The organism is Ktedonobacter sp. SOSP1-52, from assembly GCF_016587395.1.
Genome location: NZ_BNJH01000002.1, coordinates 1,788,125 through 1,802,021 on the forward strand (window position 1 = coordinate 1,788,125; position 13,897 = coordinate 1,802,021).

The following is a 13,897-nucleotide window of genomic DNA, read 5'->3' on the forward strand; positions in this document are numbered from 1 at the left end:
TGGTATAGTCCCCGTTTAGAAAAGTACAACGAACAAACGCCGTTGTTGCGGCAACACACTGGTAGCGTCGCACTGCTCTTTTCCAGGAAAGAAGGCACCATCCTATGCACCAAAGCGAAATCGCCCTCCTGCGCCAGCGCATCGCCGAAGAATATGAAGCGATCAAACAGGGACTAAATGGACTGGCCTGGGGCACGGCCAAGCATGAGATTATGGATCTTCGTATGAGACGTGTGGACCAGTATCAAGGGCAATTAGCGCGACATATCGGTGAGTCAGAGGCAACACTTGCGATCTATGACCTCTACAACCAGGTCATGGGATAACTAGCAGACACCCATCTCTTGTGCTGTTCTGAACTACCCAGCGCCCTCACTTTCAGAAAAGAGGGAGAGATTCCATTCTGGTGGAAATCTCTCCCTCTTTCTTTTACCTCTTTGGCGTGACTGCTCCCGCCTATGGCGCTCGCCTGAGTAGGTGGTATGGTGGATGCTGCCAGCCGCAGGCTGGCAGCATCCACCATACCACCTACTCAGATATTGTTATACAATAAGGCTGAGAGAACGATTATCTTATCCTCATGGAGCCAAACCAAGGAGTTTTTTATAGATGACTTTTCCTCTGTACCCCAAAACGGAGCAACAACAATACCTTCTTACCCTCGCTGGAGAATTAGCTGAAACCTTTGCCAAACGCGCCCACGAGAACGACTGGGCGGGCATCTTTCCACTGCAAAACTATGATGACCTGCGCGACGCAGGCTATCTCAAGCTCAGCGTCCCCAAAGAATATGGTGGCCTGGGGGCCAGTCTGATCGATGTGGTGCTGGCACAGTACCGCCTGGCTCAGGGCGATGCCTCGACCGCGTTGGCTGCTAGTATGCATATCGCCAATATCGCGAAGATGGCCGAGAACGCAGGCAATGAGTACAACGAGTTCTTCGCCAATATCTGCCGCGCAGTGGTGGAAGACGGAGCCATGCTGAACGCCGCGCTGAGCGAGCCTGCCACCGGGAGCCCCAGTCGCGGGGGCCTGCCCACAACGGTCGCGCGCCGCCAGGAAGATGGCTCATGGATCATCGATGGGCGCAAGACCTTTACCACGGGAAGCCATGCCCTCTACTTCTTCCTCACGAGCTGCGCCATTGAAGACGAGACCAACCTGGAACCCATTGAGGCCGAGCGCGGCCAGTTCCTGATTCCACGCACCGCCGATGGCCTGCGCATTGAAGATACCTGGAACACCGTTGGGATGCGCGGCTCTGGCAGCAATGATGTCATTCTAGAGCATGTCCACGTTCCGGCCGAAGCCTATATGGAGCGCGAGCTTCCGGCCAATCCCGAGGCTAAGCTGCGCCTGAGCGCCTGGTCCTTCCCCACTGTGGCGGTCTACCTGGGTGTTGCCCAGGCGGCGCGCAATGAGGCGGTCAACTTCGCGCGCCGACGCCGCCCCAATTCAATCAAGCAGCAGTCCATCGCCGCTATCCCACATGTGCAGGAGAAGATCGCGAAGATGGAACTGGCACTGCTGCAATGCCATGCCGTCTTCTTTGGCATCGCCGAGCAGTTTAGCCAGGACCCCGAGAGCGTGCCTGCGAGCCAGTTCGCCGCCGCCAAGTACCTGGTGACAAACCACGCGGTTGAGATCGTTGACCTGGCCATGCGCCTGGTGGGTGGGGCCAGCCTCTCACTCAACTTCCCCCTCCAGCGCTACTACCGCGATGTGCGAGCCGGACTGCATCATCCTCCTATGGACGATGTGACCCTCTCCTCCCTCGCCAAAGATGCCCTGGAACAAGAGTAAGTAAGGAAGACAGGCATGCGACTACGACGTTCAGAGCTGTCTACGCCGGGCAGCAATGAGTATATGCTACGGAAAGCGGCGGCGAGCCAGGCCGACCTGGTCATCCTCGATCTAGAAGACGCGGTCTCGCCCGATGCCAAGGGCGGGGCTCGCGCAAAAATCGTTGAGGCCCTGACCACCCTTGATTGGGGGAAGAAGACACGCGCCGTGCGTATCAATAACCTGGAGAGCGAGTATGCCTACCAGGATATCATCACCGTCGTGGAGGAGGCCGGGGAGCATCTCGACATCTTGATCATCCCCAAGGTCAAGGCTGCGCGCGATATCTGGTGGGTCGATATCCTGCTCACCCAGATTGAGAAGCGCCTGCACCGCACGCGTCCCATTCGGCTGGAGGCCTTTATCGAAGAGGTCGAGGCCATGCTGCATATAGAGGAGATCGCCCGCGTCAGCCCACGCCTGGAGGCCTTGATCTTTGGCCCTGGCGATTATAGCGCCTCGCAAGGCGTGGATAGCCGTGGTATCGATGGCTCCTTTGAGATTTACCCCGACACCTGGTATTACGCGCGCAACAAAATCGCCATCGCGGCGCGCGCGGCAGGCATTGACGCCATCGACGGCGCCTACGCGAACTTCAAGGACTCCGAGGGCTACCGCCGCGAATGCTTACGCGCTCGCGCGCTTGGTTTCGTCGGCAAATGGGCCATTCACCCAAGCCAGTTAGAGATCGCCAACCAGGTCTTCTCGCCAACAGCCGCCGAGATCGCCGAGGCCCGCGCCATTGACCAGGCCTATCGCGAGGCCCAGGCCCAAGGTGTGGGTGCCATCGCCGTCAACGGCAAGATGGTTGACGCGGCCATCGTGCGCAGCATTCAGAATACCCTGCGCAAAGCCGACCTACTCGGTCTCTAGGCGCCACTATTGATATTGCACCTGCTTTTGAAGGAGGGGCGGAAGTTCATTCAGGGGAAGGTTGGTATGTTGCAGGAGAAAGAGCTTGAAGGCGCGGGCCGTGGCCGAAAGGTTCTTCTCCTTGAGGTGAAACAGGCGCCACTGGCGCATTACGGGGAAGCCATCCACATCCAGCATGACCAGGCGGTTGGTCTCCAGTTCCATATCGATGGCGACGCGCGAGATGAGGGCGATGCCCAGACCCGCCTGAACCCCTTGCTTGATGGCGCTATTATTTCCCACCTGCATACTCACCAGCAGAGGCAGGCCCGCGTCGCGGAAGACCGTTTCCAGGGCTGCGCGCGTCCCCGATCCCTCCTCACGCATGAGAAAATGTTCGCGTGCCAATTCAGTCAGAGGAACGCCTTCGCAATTTGCCAGGCGATGGGAAGGAGTGCCGACAATGACCAGTTCGTTGGCAGCGAAAGGCGCGACAAACATGGGGACATCGCTCGGAATACGTCCCATAATCCCCATATCGATCCGGTTATGCACCAGTGCGTCTACCAGGTAGTTATGGTTGAAGACCTCAAGTGTAATCTCAACCTGCGGATACATCTGGCGAAATTTCCCCAGTAGCTTGGGGATAACATATGTGCCCACGGTCGTATCCGCACCGACACTTAAACGCCCGTAGTGAGGGCTACGGAGCGCCTCCATCGTATCCAGCGTCTCATCGATCAGAGTAAAAATTTTCTGGCTGTAGAGATACAATTCCTCGCCCGCCTGCGTCAGATGAGTCCGACGCCCAATTTTATCAAAGAGCTTAACGCCTAGCATCTCCTCTAATTGGCGGATCTGCGCCGAGACGGCTGGCTGGCTAAAATGCAGTTCTTCGGCAGCCCGTACATAGCTACAGTGTTTCGCGACAACCTGAAAGGTTGCCAGTTGATGCAGATTGATATTGCGCACACGTCCCCCCTGGGTTTGGAACACTAGAACCAGATGCCTCTCCTATCGAAGTTTACCACACCCCCGGCTACATGCGTGTGGATTATAGCACTCACAGCATTTTTGTGGGCCGATCTCAGGAAATATTCCCGCGATCTACCTGAGGGTCCCGCGATAGGTATTCATTCAGTTGGTGGCCCGCGCCGCGCACCGTGATCAGGAAGCGGGGCGCGCGTGGATCGTCGCCCATGTGCCTGCGTGTACGTTCCACCAGGGCGTCCAGGCGCGCATCGTCCGTCGCCGAACTATATGCCTCGTTGTATACGGCGCGCGTAGTGTCGCGACGCGAACAGACCTCGCCCGCATGGTCTGCCAGGTAACGTAACAGGCGAAGCTCGTGCGGGCGCAAGTAATCGGGTTGGAGCACACCATCAATCCAGCAACGGTAGCGCGTAAAATCAATCTGAAGCCCGGGCGAGGCGGCGGAGAATTGTTGCGATATATAGGCCACCAGGACTGGCGAGAAGCAGCGATAGGTCTTACTACGCGAGGATTCCACCAGCACGCCCTTGAGTTGCAGCCACGCGAAGAGGTCATTTACCTGGCGATTGGTCAATTGCTGCGAGACCGTGGCTTTGACGAGCTGGCCCTTTTGCAACTGCTTTAAGCACTGCTGTTCTGGTTCGCTGAGACTCTCCCAGAGCTGTTCACATTTACTGTTAATCGTTCCATTGCGCAGTAACTTCTCGCTCAGGGTCGTGATACTCTCTCGTTCCTGAAGCGCCACCTGGCCCTGTTCAAGCAATAACAGCGTGGTACGCAACAGACCATGATGCCCGCCTGTTACCTCGAAGAGCAGGCGTTGCAGGCTCACAAGAGGAAGAGGAAAACCTTCATGCAAGGCGGCGGGTAGCCCCCTCTCGATGAGTAGATAAGCGTCCTCTCGCTCAAGGGGCCTGACGCCAAGCACGCGCCCATTCACCAGTTCAGAGAAGGCATCACTCATCTGCTTCCGTGTCCGCGTCTCACCGAGCAGTTTCGGCGGATTATTACTCGCCAGAACATAGCAGACGCGCCCCTGCGCCCGGTAGCGCAAAGCCTGCAAGAAGCGCAGGAACTGTGGCTCTACCTGGGTATAGACACTATCCAGCTCATCAAAGAAGTAGACCAGTGTCAGTTGCTCATCCTGCTGCATAAGCTGCTCTACGCGCTGGAGCAAGAGTGTGCTGGCGATATCCTCATTGGTGAGGAGCAGAGGATTTTCCTCGGCAGGTGGAAGATCGTACCGGCGCATGACCTCGTTCAAGAGCAAGGCCATGCGCCGGTAACAGGCCAGAGCCGATATGCTTGTCAGTTCGTGGGCACTGAGCAAGAGGCAATACATGTGTTTGGACTTCTCACCAAGATAATGCTCAAGCACTGAGGGCGTGGCCAGGTGCTGCATGAACCGGCTTTTTCCCACGCCATCCATCCCCAATAGAGCGCAGGAATTTCCAGCACGTAAGGCATTCATGGCATTTTCGGCATCCTGCCAGCGGAATTGCAAAGGTCTTTCAGGTTTGTTATCCACTAGTCTCATTCCTTTTTCGCAACCTTAGCATGGCACCCTAGAGAATATTTCCCCTCTTCTATCAAGACATCATATTAAGGGCATTTTATGACAAAAAAACATTCTCCCTCACTTATCTAGACGCTTTTCCTGAGAGGATAAAAAAAGCGGGGTAGTGAATGTGGTGTGTGCTGGCGGCTTGCAGCCGCCAGCACACACCACATTCACTACCCCTAGATATTGCATCTCCTTCAGGCGAAGGGATACAATGCAACTGAAATACAGGAGGTGCCGAGTCATGAGTATGCAATCAATTAATCCAGCTAATGAAGAGCTTATTGAGACATACACGCCGTATACTGAAGACCAGGTCAATGAGGCTCTGGACCAGGCGCACAAGGCATTTCGAGAGTGGCGCGCCCTCTCCTTTGCTGAGCGTGGACGCCATTTCCAGCATTTAGCCTCCTATTTACGTGAGCATAAGGCCCAACTAGCCCAACTGGCCACCAGCGAGATGGGGAAATCCATCGTCGAGTCGGAGGCCGAGGTCGAGAAGTGTGCCTGGAATTGTACCTACTACGCGGAGAACTCAGAACAGTTCCTGCACGATGAGCGCATCGCGACGGATGCGCAAGAGAGCTATGTCGCCTTTCGCCCCCTGGGTGTGGTGCTCGCGCTCATGCCCTGGAACTTCCCCTACTGGCAAGTCTTCCGCTTCGCCGCTCCATCGCTGATGGCGGGCAATACAGCGGTGTTAAAACATGCCTCCAATGTCTCGGGAGTCGCGTTAGAGATTGAGCGCATCTTCCAGCGCTGTGGCTTCCCCGAGGGCGTCTTCAGAACCGTCCTTGTTCCGGGTTCCGAAACCCATACCCTGATCGAGAACCCACGCATCGCCGCCGTGACACTGACCGGGAGCGAGGAGGCTGGTATTCAAGTAGCCTCTACCAGCGGCCAGGTCCTAAAGAAGACGGTGCTAGAGCTGGGTGGCTCCGATGCCTTTATCGTCCTGGAGGATGCCGACCTGGACGCCGCCGCGCAGACAGCCGTCAAGGCACGCTTCCAGAACGCAGGGCAGAGCTGCATCGCCGCCAAGCGCTTTATTGTGGTAGAGTCTGTCGCCAAAGCCTTTGAGGAGAAATTCGCGCAGGCCACCTCGCAGCTCAAGGTTGGAGATCCCCAACAAAGAGAGACTCAGATGGGTCCCCTGGCGCGCGCTGACCTGCTCGAGAACCTGGAGCAGCAGGTGCGCAAGTCGCTAGAGATGGGGGCACGGCTCTTACTTGGAGGAAAGCGCCTGGAGGGCAAGGGCTACTTCTATGCACCTACGATTGTCACGGGCGTAACCCCTGAGATGCCGCTCTTCCGTGAGGAAACTTTCGGCCCTGTGGCGGCAGTGGTCACCGCACGCGACACGGAACACGCAATTGAGCTGGCCAATGACTCCGACTTTGGCCTTGGCGGCAACCTCTGGACACGCGATATTGAACAGGCTCGTAAACTCGCTAGCCGTTTAGAAAGCGGAGCTATATTCCTGAACGGTATGACAGCAAGCGACCCGCGTTTACCATTTGGAGGAATCAAACATAGTGGATATGGGCGTGAACTCTCAGTGTTTGGCATACGCGAATTCGTCAATATCCAGACGGTCTGGATTGGACCAGCGCGCACTACCGCTCCAGCAACGCCAAAGAGTGAGTAACATAAAACGTTAGGCTACATAATTTATAGGACACAGTACTAATCATGGGCGACCTTTGCACTTAAAAACTTAGCAAAGGCGTCCATCTCGGCCCGCAAACAGCGATATAGGTTCGTTTGTCTCTCCAGAGTAGTTCTTACGAACTCAACCTCCTCTTTCCAGATCTACAGAAGGCCCATTTCCAAGATGAGAGCCAGGAAGCAGCCAGATACTAGACAAATGACAACATCATTTCTTTTTTGGGTGCTTGTGAGGAATAGCTCAACAGGGCGGACGTGTATTACGTTGTTCGTCTCAGAAAACGCAAGAGGAGTTGCTTTGATGAAGAGTCCAATTGAAAATCGTATTCGCGGAGTATTTGTGCATGTTGCGGATATGCAGAAGGCAATCTCATGGTACAGCGAATTGTTCAATCTGCCTCCAGCATCAGCCAGCCATGAGGGGACCATTTATGATATGCCCCTGAAGCTATATGAGAAACCAGGTCTGACTTTGGACGCAAATATCACATTGACCCAGGAGAATGGCAAACACCCAATGTTCCAGCTAGACACCAAAGATATTCATGCAACCTATACATTTCTTAAGGAAAAAGGAGTGGAGCTTCTCAGTGAGATAGAAGATATTGGGAGTGTTTCGTTTGTGGCATTCAAAGATCCCTTTGGGAATGTTTTAATGGTATGCCAGGACAACTCTTAGGAGACATGATACACTTTTTACCTAGCAGAATTGGCTGTCAGAGGTAGGCGGGTCAGGCAGGGTATAAGCAAGCGGGAGATGCCTTAGGACATCTCCCGCTTTGTTAGACCAGGGGACCTGGGCCTTCGGGCCAGCCGTGGAGGAAGGTATCGACGTCGACATTATTGAGCACAGCCTCGTCGAGTTTGGCACGGCTAATATCGGCATCCTCGACATCGGCGTTCGAGAAATTGGCGTACTCCAGATTGGCTTCATGGAGGTCGGCGCCAACAAGGTCGGCGCCACTGAGATCGACGCCCTTCATATTCGCGCCAAAGAACGAGGTAAAGCGCAGGTGGGCCCCAGCCAGGTTGGTCCCCGTGAAGTTCGCGTTATGGCACTCGGCTCGCGAGAGAAAGGCGCCCCGCAAGTCCGCATTCTGGAGATTGGTACGCATGAGTTGTGCCGCCTTCAAGTTGGCGCAGCGCAAGTCGGCCTCACTAGCATCAGCGTCCCTGAGATCCGCTGCCTCCAGGTCGACATCGCGCAAATCGAAACCACGCAGAGAAGCCCGGCGGAGATCCGCGCCATACAGGTCCGGGCGCACCTCCTGGTGCTCAGCACGCCAACGCCGCCACGTCACCTCACCCGCCAGTAACGCATCCAACTGTTCTTGCACTGCCATAATTTCCTCCTAGCAACCCACACTGGTCAGTGGACTCTCTCTAGCACTGTGTCTTGCCAGAGAGACCTGCGCTGAGTATACGTGGTAGGGCGTGAGAAAAACATCACTCAAGAGAGGTATCTTCGCCTGCTTCCTTGGAGTGAGTTAAAATACATATGTCCTGCCAATACCCTACTTTGGCTGGGTGAGAGCGTACAATATAGTGAGGCTTTTCAATTATGCAAACGGCGCAGGCAGTTTGCGAGCTATATGGAGGTACTATTCGCATGCGCTATCATGTAAAAGAGCGAGCGCTCACACTCAAGGATGACTTCGTGGTTCGTGACGAGCATAACAACGTCGCCTATGAGGTCAAGGGACATTTATTTCGCATCAAAGATCATTTTCACATTGTCGATGCTACCAATGGCGAAGAGGTCATTGAGATCAGGCAGCGTCTCCTGGACTACACGACTCACTACGATCTCTTTAGCCAGGGCGCGGAGCTTGGCAGTGTACATCGCAAGGAGGAGGCGACCTACGGGGCGCGCTTCGAGGTCACAACCAGCGATGGCATGGTCCTGCAAATTCAGGGCCAGTTTCACGAGTGGGACTTTACCATCATTGATCACTATGGGCGGCTCCTGGGGCATATCACAAAGGAGTTTGCCTTCTTGAGCGACCACTACACGGTTGATGTCGCCCCGGGCGTTGATGGGCCCTTCATCATTGCGCTCGCGGTTATCCTTGATGAGATTCGCGAGGATGGCGGCAAGGATTAAGCCTGCTCTCAACACAAAAGCGCCCCTCGGGATCACTCGTGAGGGGCGCTCTTTGGCTTCTTAAGCATGGGGAGAGGATTCTGGCTGCTCACCTAATAGAGTGTCAATCTTCAGTAGTAGCTCGTTCAAATCAAATGGCTTGGGTAAACTCTCGATCCCCCTGGCATGAATCTCGTCCAATGGCAAGAAACCACTGATGATGATCACGGGAATGCCCTGTAACTCCTTACGGAGACGCAGGCGCTCATACAGCTCAATCCCATTCATCGTGGGGAGCCAGTAATCAATAATAAACAGGTCCGGCTTAAGGTGTTCCGTAAATTTGAGCGTTGTGGGTCCATCAGAAGCGTGAAAAACGCGATGCGGCCTCAGCTGCGAAATGATCTGCGCCAGCACGAGTGCATGCTGCTCATCGTCCTCAACGACTAGAATAATCTTGCTCGCTTCTTGCCCTCCTATCGAGCCACACATTGTTCAACCTTTGTTCACCTGAACATAAACGTATGCAACGTAGTACTAGATTATAAAACTAATGCATGTATGACGTATAAAGAGAGCATGCAGCAGGCTTTCGCGAGTATATAGCAAAAGCTTGTTTTCATTGTATCACATCTTGCATGCTTTTAAAAACTATTCTTTTCGCGCCTGCAGTGCTCAAAGGGTAAGGTAGTGTTGTTGCGTGTGTTGCGGGCTCAGCTCGCAACACACGCAACAACACTACCTTGTTACTAGATACGTTGATATAGTGCTCAGGGCTCGAGAGGGGGCGTCTCGTCGGCGAATTTTGAGAGGTGGGGACGGGCTGGTGTTGAAAGCATGGTCTCAAGCAGGGCCGCGCCCTCGGCCTGTACGAGGAGCAGTGAGGAATGATATTGCGAAATAAAGCCTTCCTGCGCCGCGTGCTCAACCAGTGCCAGCAGGGGATTGAAAAATTCGGCTGTGTTGAGCAGGCCCAGCGGTTTATTGTGGATACCCAGTTGTGCCCAGGTGATCATCTCAAAGAGTTCATCGAAGGTGCCGTAGCCGCCAGGGAGCGCGATAAAGCCATCGGAGAGCTTCTCCATCAGGGCCTTGCGCTCATGCATGCTCTCCACTTCATAGAGTTGGGTCAGCCCTTTATGGGCGACCTCAATATCGAAGAGCGCGCGCGGCAGGACGCCAATTACCTCGCCGCCACGGGAGAGCACGCCATCCGCTACGGCTCCCATCAAGCCTACACGCGCGCCGCCATAGACCAGGCCAATGCCTCGCGCCGCCATTTCCGCTCCGAGCGTATAGGCCGCTTCTTGATACTCCGTCCGGTTACCTGCATGCGAGCCACAGTAGACACATATCCTTTGCAAAACTTACCTCCAGGGAAAAGGATCTTATACGCACAACACATCGCCGCAGGGCATGTGTTGGATAGCGCTTCTGTACTGAAACGAAGGAAGAGTGCGCCAGGGTTCAAAACCACAAGGCACTCTTCCTTCATTAGACATTACAGTTATCCAGAAAGCAAGCAGGATTCCATCCGCAAATAAAGGCATAGCGCACTACAAAGTACACACTCCATACATAGGTAGCCCCTGCAAAACGTTTAAACAAGAGCTAAAAGTGAGGTAACAGGCCCAGGAGACTTAATAATGTCAGTACGACCACAGCCAGAATGACAAAGATAAACCAGAGACGATACATAACAACTCTGCTCATGGCGGCCTCCTTTGACGCTAGAATCAACCGGACAAGCCTACTGAATGTCAAACAAGTGAGTATAAAAGCGAGCTAACCACGCTTGCTGTGGAGCAACAAGGTGCGGCATAGGCTCCAGGGGTTGCCAGTAGAGATGGAACATATACTGTCCCTCCGCAAACTGCTCCCACCGCTCTGGTGTTTCGTCATATAATTGTACTTGAAAAAAGCTGCGCCGCACCCACCTGGATAAGGTATCACCCGGCACCCAGCCTCCTACGCTTCTTATGATACGTGGCGGCTCTACCTCAAGATTAAATTCTTCTAGATAGACATAGGCCCAGCCCTCCTGCTGGCGCTCCAGGCACACGGTTAAACCGCGGCGCAGGGCATTGCCTAATATCTCTTCTGGCGCGACTACCTCGGCATCAGCGGAGGGAGCCTGGCGCAGCAATGCCTGCTTGATCATCATGCGTTGCGCCTCTCCCAGGTCCAGCGTTTCCTGACCTAGATGCCGCAAAATACGCCCGTTATATCCCGTCTCCTCCTGTACCTCCCTGAGCACCGCGGCCTCTAGCGCCTCGCCATACTCGACCGTTCCCGCTGGCACCTGGGTCCCCGACAAGCCATGGTCAAAGACAAGCAGTTCTCTTCGCCCCCGGTGCTCACGTGTAATAAACGCCATCACCTTCTCAACACATTCTTGAGACAATTGCTTCTCCTTCTTATACGCTTTAATTCTCATATACGTAGCACAACACGATAAGTTCTACTTTTTGCGCACAAAAAGAGCATGAGAGTAGTAGATAAAGTGAAAGCGCCTGGGCAGCCGTAGACTGCCCAGGCGCTTTCACTTTATCTACTACCATATCTATACTAGATCAGTTCAAAGTAGCGGCGGCGCTCCCAGTCGGTGACGGCCTTCTCAAACTCGCTGACTTCCCAGCGGCGGGTCGTGACAAAGTGATCGACAAAGTACGAACCAAAGTACTCGCGAGCCATCTCGCTACCCTCCAGCAGATCGGCGGCCTCGCTCAGGTTGCGAGCCAGTGTCTTGATATCTCCACGCTTGAGCGCCTGATCCAGCTTACCAGACTGGTAGGCATTCCCATCTAGACGTGGTGGCAATTCCAGCTGGTGCTCAATGCCATAGAGGCCGCTGGCCAGCGTGGCAGCGAAGACCAGGTAGAAGTTAGCGTCGCAGCCGGGCACACGGTTCTCGATACGAATAGCGCGCTTATGGGTATTGATAACGCGAATGGAACAGGTGCGATTATCCATGCCCCAGGTCGTATTAGTAGGTGCCCAGGAACCCTCCACATAGCGTTTGTAAGAGTTAATGGTTGGGGCATAGATAGCCATCAACTCAGGCATCTTGACCAGGACACCGGCGACGAAGTGGCGCATAGTCTGCGACATATGCCCCTCGGCCTCCTGCTCCCAGAAGACGTTGCGCTCTTTATTGAGATCCCACAGGCTGACGTGTGTGTGCCCGCTGCTACCATCCTCCTGGTCGTTCCACTTGGCCATAAAGGTGGCAAGGTAGCCAAGCTGATGGCTGATCTCTTTGACGCCATTTTTAAAGAGCATCGTGCGGTCGCCAGCGGTCAGGATATCGGTGTAGCGCATGTTCATTTCGTACATGCCGGGACCATGTTCGCGGGTATATCCTTCAATGTCGACACCATAGTCGCGCATCATGCGTGCGATATGCCCGATCAGCGGCTCATCGGTCGTGGCATGGCTGATGACATAGCAGTTCGTACCGGGATTGAGGGGGACCAGATGCGTACCAAAGTTCTTGTCGCGTAGCGAGGCCTGGTCTTCACGGAAATAACGGACCTCTAGCTCAGACGCCGCCATCGCGGCATAGCCCATTTGCCGGGCGCGCTCGATGATGTTTTTGAGCACATGCCGGGGCGAGACGATGATCTGCTCCCCCTGCTCATTCCACATATCGCAAATACAGGAGGCCACATTCTGCTCCCAGGGAACCAGGGCAAAGGTTGAGAGATCCGGCTTCATCACAAAATCGGTAAAGCCGCGCTCCCAGTTGCTGATATGCAAATTGGGGAGGACATTCTCCGCGATATCCCAGCCAAAGATAACGTCTGACTGCGCGAAACCATCCTCCACAGAGTCAAGGAAGAAGCGCGCGTCTACACGCTTTCCCGGAAGACGCCGTCAATATCAGGCGTGCCCAGCTTGATATACTCGATCTGCCCATCCTCGATAAGGCGCTTAATCTCGGCAAGGTCCATCAGCACTTGTATCCTTTCTTCACGCTTGGCTGCTCTTAAGCCCTCTTGCGACTGTGCTTCTCTGCTGGAAAAAAGATTGAAGTTAATGATTGCAGCGTAGCATGGAGCCTACGAACCGTCAAGCCCGACGCTGCTCAAGCACGCGTCTACATATGGTGCATCATATGTAGACGCGTGCTTGAGCAGTATCATCCCTTCACGGCCATACATGCTTATGAGGTGAGGGCGGCTCGTAACAGAGGGCGGGCACGCTGAAAGTAGGTCTTGGCTGTGTTCTCCGGCATGCCCAGGATGCGCCCAATTTCGCCAAAGGTCAGTTCTTCCTGATAGCGCAAAAGTACAATTGAGCGAAAACGAGGGGGTAAGGCCAGAATAGCGCGCCGAAGGGCCGTGCGTATATCTTTACGCTCCAGTTCTTCATCGGGCTGGGGATGATTATCGGCAATCGTATAGGGCCAGGAGTTTTCATCGTCCTCCAGCGGCACATCGATTTCACAAAAGAGCAACGGGCGCCGCTTGCGCAATTCATCAGTACAGCGATTGGCCGCGACCTGGAAGAGCCAGGACTTCAAGGGCGCGTGTGAGGTCTGACGCGACCAGTTGGCCCGCAATTTGGGCACATAAATGTAAAGCTGCATAAAGACGCTCTGGACAATATCGCGCGTCTGCTCATAATCGCTGATATGTGTATAGACAAACTTACATAAAATGGCCGAATAGCGTTGCATCAAGGTTTCAAAGGCTGCCTGGTCGCCATTCTCTATGTGTTCAAGCAATATATCATCTGCAAGTGACGCAGGTGCAGCATAGACATGTGCGTGTGTTGTTTTCATCATACATTTTCCTGAATATAGTCACCAGACAGAATTCTGGAATAGACACTCTGCTCTATCCCTACACTACCAGACAAACCTCAAGATTTTTTTAAGTTCTTCAAAAAGTTTT

Annotated in this window: 13 protein-coding genes and 1 pseudogene; 6 read left to right on the forward strand and 8 right to left on the reverse strand. The window is 54.3% G+C overall.

The window, feature by feature from the left end; all coding sequences use genetic code 11:
- The first annotated feature begins 104 nt into the window (after nucleotides 1–104).
- The 3 genes from JMJ16_RS23225 to JMJ16_RS23235 all read left to right on the forward strand — a co-directional run bounded on the left by JMJ16_RS23225 (nucleotide 105) and on the right by JMJ16_RS23235 (nucleotide 2,715).
- Nucleotides 105–326: a hypothetical protein gene (locus JMJ16_RS23225; RefSeq protein ID WP_007911215.1), complete on the forward strand. Its 222-nt coding sequence runs from the start codon at nucleotides 105–107 to the stop codon at nucleotides 324–326.
- A gap of 283 nt (nucleotides 327–609) precedes the next feature.
- Nucleotides 610–1,803, forward strand: a complete 1,194-nt coding sequence (locus tag JMJ16_RS23230) for an acyl-CoA dehydrogenase family protein (RefSeq protein ID WP_201385381.1) — start codon at nucleotides 610–612, stop codon at nucleotides 1,801–1,803.
- Nucleotides 1,804–1,818: 15 nt separating this feature from the next.
- Nucleotides 1,819–2,715: a CoA ester lyase gene (locus JMJ16_RS23235; protein ID WP_201385382.1), complete on the forward strand. Its 897-nt coding sequence runs from the start codon at nucleotides 1,819–1,821 to the stop codon at nucleotides 2,713–2,715.
- A 6-nt stretch (nucleotides 2,716–2,721) separates the two neighbouring features.
- On the opposite strand, the gene JMJ16_RS23240 is transcribed toward JMJ16_RS23235, so the two are convergent.
- On the reverse strand, nucleotides 2,722–3,666 hold the full coding sequence (locus JMJ16_RS23240; protein ID WP_075164388.1) for a LysR family transcriptional regulator: 945 nt from the start codon (nucleotides 3,664–3,666) through the stop codon (nucleotides 2,722–2,724).
- Between the two features lie 115 nt (nucleotides 3,667–3,781).
- Nucleotides 3,782–5,215 (reverse strand): winged helix-turn-helix domain-containing protein, encoded by a 1,434-nt coding sequence (locus JMJ16_RS23245; RefSeq protein WP_201385383.1) that lies wholly within the window; start codon nucleotides 5,213–5,215, stop codon nucleotides 3,782–3,784.
- A gap of 277 nt (nucleotides 5,216–5,492) precedes the next feature.
- Between JMJ16_RS23245 and JMJ16_RS23250 the strand changes: the two genes are divergently transcribed.
- Together JMJ16_RS23250 and JMJ16_RS23255 are read left to right on the forward strand one after the other, a co-directional pair.
- Nucleotides 5,493–6,896, forward strand: coding sequence for an NAD-dependent succinate-semialdehyde dehydrogenase (locus JMJ16_RS23250; RefSeq protein ID WP_201385384.1), 1,404 nt, complete (start codon nucleotides 5,493–5,495; stop codon nucleotides 6,894–6,896).
- Between the two features lie 321 nt (nucleotides 6,897–7,217).
- Entirely contained in the window at nucleotides 7,218–7,595 is a 378-nt protein-coding gene (locus tag JMJ16_RS23255) for a VOC family protein (protein ID WP_201385385.1), read from the forward strand.
- A gap of 103 nt (nucleotides 7,596–7,698) precedes the next feature.
- Here JMJ16_RS23255 and JMJ16_RS23260 read toward each other — a convergent pair whose 3' ends face one another.
- Nucleotides 7,699–8,259, reverse strand: coding sequence for a pentapeptide repeat-containing protein (locus JMJ16_RS23260; RefSeq protein ID WP_201385386.1), 561 nt, complete (start codon nucleotides 8,257–8,259; stop codon nucleotides 7,699–7,701).
- Between the two features lie 266 nt (nucleotides 8,260–8,525).
- Between JMJ16_RS23260 and JMJ16_RS23265 the strand changes: the two genes are divergently transcribed.
- The gene (locus JMJ16_RS23265) at nucleotides 8,526–9,020 is read left to right on the forward strand and encodes an LURP-one-related/scramblase family protein (RefSeq protein ID WP_201369321.1); all 495 of its coding nucleotides are present in this window, start codon (nucleotides 8,526–8,528) and stop codon (nucleotides 9,018–9,020) included.
- A gap of 60 nt (nucleotides 9,021–9,080) precedes the next feature.
- On the opposite strand, the gene JMJ16_RS23270 is transcribed toward JMJ16_RS23265, so the two are convergent.
- From JMJ16_RS23270 to JMJ16_RS23290, 5 genes and pseudogenes are all read right to left on the reverse strand, one after another.
- Complete coding sequence (locus JMJ16_RS23270; protein WP_201383337.1) at nucleotides 9,081–9,491, reverse strand: PleD family two-component system response regulator; 411 nt, start codon at nucleotides 9,489–9,491, stop codon at nucleotides 9,081–9,083.
- Nucleotides 9,492–9,769: 278 nt separating this feature from the next.
- Complete coding sequence (locus tag JMJ16_RS23275; RefSeq protein WP_201385388.1) at nucleotides 9,770–10,363, reverse strand: TIGR00730 family Rossman fold protein; 594 nt, start codon at nucleotides 10,361–10,363, stop codon at nucleotides 9,770–9,772.
- Between the two features lie 821 nt (nucleotides 10,364–11,184).
- A pseudogene (locus tag JMJ16_RS57230) lies at nucleotides 11,185–11,436 on the reverse strand (NUDIX domain-containing protein); the annotation flags it as partial.
- A 131-nt stretch (nucleotides 11,437–11,567) separates the two neighbouring features.
- Entirely contained in the window at nucleotides 11,568–12,827 is a 1,260-nt protein-coding gene (locus JMJ16_RS23285; protein ID WP_201385392.1) for a glutamine synthetase family protein, read from the reverse strand.
- A 337-nt stretch (nucleotides 12,828–13,164) separates the two neighbouring features.
- On the reverse strand, nucleotides 13,165–13,788 hold the full coding sequence (locus JMJ16_RS23290) for an RNA polymerase sigma factor (protein ID WP_201385394.1): 624 nt from the start codon (nucleotides 13,786–13,788) through the stop codon (nucleotides 13,165–13,167).
- Nucleotides 13,789–13,897: the final 109 nt, after the last annotated feature.

Bases quoted from the DNA above. Each gene is read 5' to 3' on its own strand.
- JMJ16_RS23225 (WP_007911215.1), top strand. From the start codon at position 105: ATGCACCAAAGCGAAATCGCCCTCCTGCGCCAGCGCATCGCCGAAGAA.
- JMJ16_RS23230 (WP_201385381.1), top strand. From the start codon at position 610: ATGACTTTTCCTCTGTACCCCAAAACGGAGCAACAACAATACCTTCTT.
- JMJ16_RS23235 (WP_201385382.1), top strand. From the start codon at position 1,819: ATGCGACTACGACGTTCAGAGCTGTCTACGCCGGGCAGCAATGAGTAT.
- JMJ16_RS23250 (WP_201385384.1), top strand. From the start codon at position 5,493: ATGAGTATGCAATCAATTAATCCAGCTAATGAAGAGCTTATTGAGACA.
- JMJ16_RS23255 (WP_201385385.1), top strand. From the start codon at position 7,218: ATGAAGAGTCCAATTGAAAATCGTATTCGCGGAGTATTTGTGCATGTT.
- JMJ16_RS23260 (WP_201385386.1), bottom strand. From the start codon at position 8,259: ATGGCAGTGCAAGAACAGTTGGATGCGTTACTGGCGGGTGAGGTGACG.
- JMJ16_RS23265 (WP_201369321.1), top strand. From the start codon at position 8,526: ATGCGCTATCATGTAAAAGAGCGAGCGCTCACACTCAAGGATGACTTC.
- JMJ16_RS23270 (WP_201383337.1), bottom strand. From the start codon at position 9,491: ATGTGTGGCTCGATAGGAGGGCAAGAAGCGAGCAAGATTATTCTAGTC.
- JMJ16_RS23290 (WP_201385394.1), bottom strand. From the start codon at position 13,788: ATGATGAAAACAACACACGCACATGTCTATGCTGCACCTGCGTCACTT.